Annotated in this window: 4 protein-coding genes, 2 tRNA genes and 1 rRNA gene; all 7 read right to left on the bottom strand. The window is 44.7% G+C overall.

Annotation, left to right across the window (positions count from 1 at the left end):
- Positions 1-75 (bottom strand): 16S ribosomal RNA (locus tag I2H39_RS28730); the annotation flags it as partial.
- A gap of 514 nt (positions 76-589) precedes the next feature.
- Positions 590-1426: an MBL fold metallo-hydrolase gene (locus I2H39_RS28725; protein WP_195628127.1), complete on the bottom strand. Its 837-nt coding sequence runs from the start codon at positions 1424-1426 to the stop codon at positions 590-592.
- On the bottom strand, positions 1423-1743 hold the full coding sequence (locus I2H39_RS28720; RefSeq protein WP_243281857.1) for a DUF1330 domain-containing protein: 321 nt from the start codon (positions 1741-1743) through the stop codon (positions 1423-1425). The genes I2H39_RS28725 and I2H39_RS28720 overlap by 4 nt, the downstream gene beginning before the upstream one ends.
- 111 nt (positions 1744-1854) lie before the next feature.
- Positions 1855-2430, bottom strand: coding sequence for a TetR/AcrR family transcriptional regulator (locus I2H39_RS28715; protein ID WP_138311876.1), 576 nt, complete (start codon positions 2428-2430; stop codon positions 1855-1857).
- A gap of 67 nt (positions 2431-2497) precedes the next feature.
- Positions 2498-3250 (bottom strand): hypothetical protein, encoded by a 753-nt coding sequence (locus tag I2H39_RS28710; RefSeq protein WP_195628125.1) that lies wholly within the window; start codon positions 3248-3250, stop codon positions 2498-2500.
- A 158-nt stretch (positions 3251-3408) separates the two neighbouring features.
- Positions 3409-3480, bottom strand: a tRNA-Gly gene (locus I2H39_RS28705).
- A gap of 26 nt (positions 3481-3506) precedes the next feature.
- Positions 3507-3581, bottom strand: a tRNA-Pro gene (locus tag I2H39_RS28700).
- Between the last annotated feature and the right edge of the window lie 180 nt (positions 3582-3761).

Raw genomic sequence — 3761 nt, 5'->3', positions numbered from 1 at the left:
ATTGCTTCGTTCGACTTGCATGTGTTAGGCACGCCGCCAGCGTTCATCCTGAGCCAGGATCAAACTCTCATGTTTAAGCTTTTCACTTACACGAGGTCTTTCACGAGTGTTACGTGAAAGCTTAGTTCACATTAGTTACGGTTCGTCTCTCAGAACCGTTACGTTTGCGAACACCCCCGCGAATGATTCGCTGAGAATATCCTTGGTTTCAGACTACTTAGCTTGGCTAGTTATCTTTAACCTTCATTACTTGGTTTTGTTCTGAATTTTCTCAAATCCAAAGGTCTAAACCAGACCTTTTGTTTTTAGAATTTTCAGGGTTTTACATACTGTCTAATCTTCAATTATCAAGGTTCTTTGTTGTCAGCTTGTTCAGCAGCAACTTTTATATCTTATCACAGCTGCAAGTGTTTGTCAACAACTTTTTTTATTTTCTTTTTTCTTACTCTCTTGCGCCTTTGGTACTCACCGCAGCGCAAGAGATATCTTACCAGATGCTTCAACAAATGTCAACAGGTTTTTTCAACTTTTTTCATTTTTTGCGCTTTCCTGATTCCAGCCCCCTATTATCCCTATGATTTTCTTTGTTTCACCGGCTTAAATCCGACATGACAGAACGCATAAACAGGGGATTTTTCTTATATTCGGTCAAATTGCTTTCCTCACAGATTAATTCAAACAGCTCTTGGGGACTTCCTTCCTGCATCTGTCCTCTGTGTGCCTCTGTACACTCCCTGATTTTAGAGATTCGCAAAAGTCCGTTATGAATCACGGATTTACCTGTACTGCTGTCATAAACCTTGTCCCATGCCGGACAATACAGTTCCACGCCCTTCAGTTCTTCCAGACGTATCAATGTAGTCTCACTGGCCAGGGAGTCTTCGTAAATCAGAGCATCCGTTGGCTCCGGTATGGCATCCCCGGTAAAGAGGATTTTATGTTCCCTGTAGTAAAAACACAATGATTCCCTGGAATGGCCAGGCGCTCCTATTACCTGAATGGTAATCCCCGGCTCCAGCTCCAGCAGGTCCCCATCTGACAATACCCGGTCTACCGGCACCGAACCATCCACCAGACTATAATAGCCGGGAATGGGGCGTTTCTCATACTGCAGGTCAATATCTTCAATCCAATCCCGTTCACCCCTGCTGGCATATACACTGCATGAGTAGGTGTTCTTTATGGATTTCAAGGCGCCAATATGGTCCGGATGAGAGTGCGTCAACAGTACAGCATTTATATTTTCTCTGTTTTTTCCAAATTTATGTATATATTCTCCAATTTTTTTATCACACCCTTTCACCCCTGCATCAATCAGGTAACATCCCTTCTTTCCTTCTAAAACGTACACATGCACGTATCTGGAAATTTCAGGTGTGACATTAAACGAAATGCGCATCTGATGGACTCCTTCATGTATCTTCATCCCATTTTCTCCTCCTCTGTATTTCCTTTTTCCCGTTCGTCCCCATACATTTCTCCGTCCATAACAATGATGGCCCGGCTGTCCACTGTATTCTCTCTTTTGCTCATGATGTTTTTGTACGCATCAGAAGAAAAACACAGGTCAATGCTTTCTCTGTCCGGAAATCGAATTATAATAAAGCGGTCCGGCTGCCAGTCCTTTCCCATGTATTCGATTCCTTCACTTCTCACCACATACCTTCCCCCATATTCCTCCACAATGGGCCTGACCAGTCTTATGTAATCGTCGTAATCCGTCCTGTCCTTTCCTGGTTCCAAAAAAACAGAGATAATAAAATAACAGCTCATACCTTCTCCTTTCTTTGCAAGTATACACTTGCATGTTTGATAAAAATAAATGGCACCAACAGGCACCATATATTTAAGTACTTACCTGGTTACTCCACGGACAAATACATCTACCATCGTTCCAATATACTCATCTGCTTCCATCTCAGTTAAACCTGGGCCAAAAGAAGCTTTAAAAAACACAAAGCCAAAATTGAGAGATAAAAACATCATGGCCATGCTTTCATAATCGCCGGATATAAGAGTCCCCTGCTCATGCATCTTTTTTAGATATTCCATAAGGCCATTTTTAAAAACCAGCGGAATAGCCAGGATGCCTTCCTTTGTATCCTCCGCCAGCTCCGGCGTACGCAGTCCCAGGGACAGCTTAACAAATTCCGGGGTAACCTTATTCATGTAAATCCGTGAAAACCTGCACAGGTCCTCTGTCAGACCGCCTGTGTAATTCATGAAGTCTTCCGGTTCCAAATCCGGATGCCATCTCTTCTGTCCCATGGCCTGAAGCACAATTTCTTTCTTACCCTTGAACTTTCTGAAGATGGTACACTCATTTACCCCGGCCCTCCTGGCTATATCCTTAGTGGTGGTAGCCGTATATCCTCTCTCCATCACCAGCTCCATAGCTGCATCTATAATATTCTGCCCTGTCTGATCCATATCATGCCTCCGCAAACGCAAGTGTTCACTTGCATCTTACTATAACTTCGTCCTGCTGTCAAGCTGCCTATGGCAAAAAACACAGGCAGCTGTTCATTATTTCTTCTGTGTCCAGATCTGAAATAGAACCTCCGAACATGACCATCTGCAGTCTGTTTCCATGGATTCTGGCGTAAACCTTCAAAAAGCCCGGTATACCCAGTGAGGATGCATCCATGTAATGATAACAATACCATTCTCCGCTGAGAAGCTGCCTGGTTGTTCTGGATTGAGGGGTGCCCAGCTCGGTTTCCACAGCTGTATCCAGCAATTTTTCCTGATATGTGTATACCAGGTCGGCATATCCTCCAAAGTCCGAGAGGGATTCCGACATGACACAGATAAGGCTGCCGCCTTCCCCGCCAATCAGATAGATTCCTCTTTCATCCGAGGAATGAAATATAAACCCATCCGGCACTGTGACTACCACATTATCAATCTGCTTTGCTTCAGCCCAATCCTGAGCCTGTTCCTGAGTCTGTTCCGGCACCTGCTCCTGGGTCTGCTCCTGAATCTGTACCGTTCCGCCCACATTCCAGGCCCCTTGGGCATCAACGCTGTACCCATCCGGAGTCTGCGTATCCTGAAGGCAGTAGCCATCCATATTAAAATAGTAACATTTTCCGTCAATCCAGGACCATCCATTATTTAAATATGTGCCGTCCTCATTTTCATACCACCAGCCGGTATCATCCTGCCTCCATTGCCCTGCAAATGCGTTCACACTCGCCCCAGCAGTGATAAGCAACACCGTGATTACCATCATCCAACATTTTCTCATATTGGTTGTCCTCCTTTATTCTCATACTTCCAATATACTTCTGTTCTGCGGGGACAAGAACCTAAAATCATGATTGGGGACAGCAAATTTTAAACAGCACAAAAAAACCGGCCGCTTTGCAGAATAAAACATACAAAACTCCGGTTAAACAACAAAAAAGCGCGAGACGGGATTCGAACCCGCGGCCCCCACCTTGGCAAGGTGGTGCTCCACCCCTGAGCCACTCGCGCATGATGTTATTATATTAGTTTAAAAGTCGGGGTGACAGGATTCGAACCTGCGACCTCCTGGTCCCAAACCAGGCGCTCTAGCCAAGCTGAGCCACACCCCGTCATCACCGTGTCATAAATATATCACAGATGATATAAAATTTCAAGTACTTTTACGTACCCTCAAAACCACATATTGAATTCCGATTGTTTCACAAACCACTCTTCCCTTAACCTTTTTGGATAAGCCCTCGACCGATTAGTATTAGTCAGCTCCGTACATTACTGCACTTCCACCTCTA

It is taken from the genome of Clostridium sp. 1001283B150225_161107_B6, from assembly GCF_015556325.1.
Taxonomy (GTDB): Bacteria; Bacillota; Clostridia; order Lachnospirales; family Lachnospiraceae; genus Enterocloster.
The sequence above is the reverse complement of the archived record's forward strand: the minus strand, read 5'-3'. Positions and strand labels throughout refer to the sequence as shown.

What these genes read in the sequence shown, in the direction of transcription:
- I2H39_RS28725 (WP_195628127.1), bottom strand. Translation starts at nt 1,426, where the DNA reads ATGAAGATACATGAAGGAGTCCATCAGATGCGCATTTCGTTTAATGTC.
- I2H39_RS28710 (WP_195628125.1), bottom strand. Translation starts at nt 3,250, where the DNA reads ATGAGAAAATGTTGGATGATGGTAATCACGGTGTTGCTTATCACTGCT.
- I2H39_RS28715 (WP_138311876.1), bottom strand. Translation starts at nt 2,430, where the DNA reads ATGGATCAGACAGGGCAGAATATTATAGATGCAGCTATGGAGCTGGTG.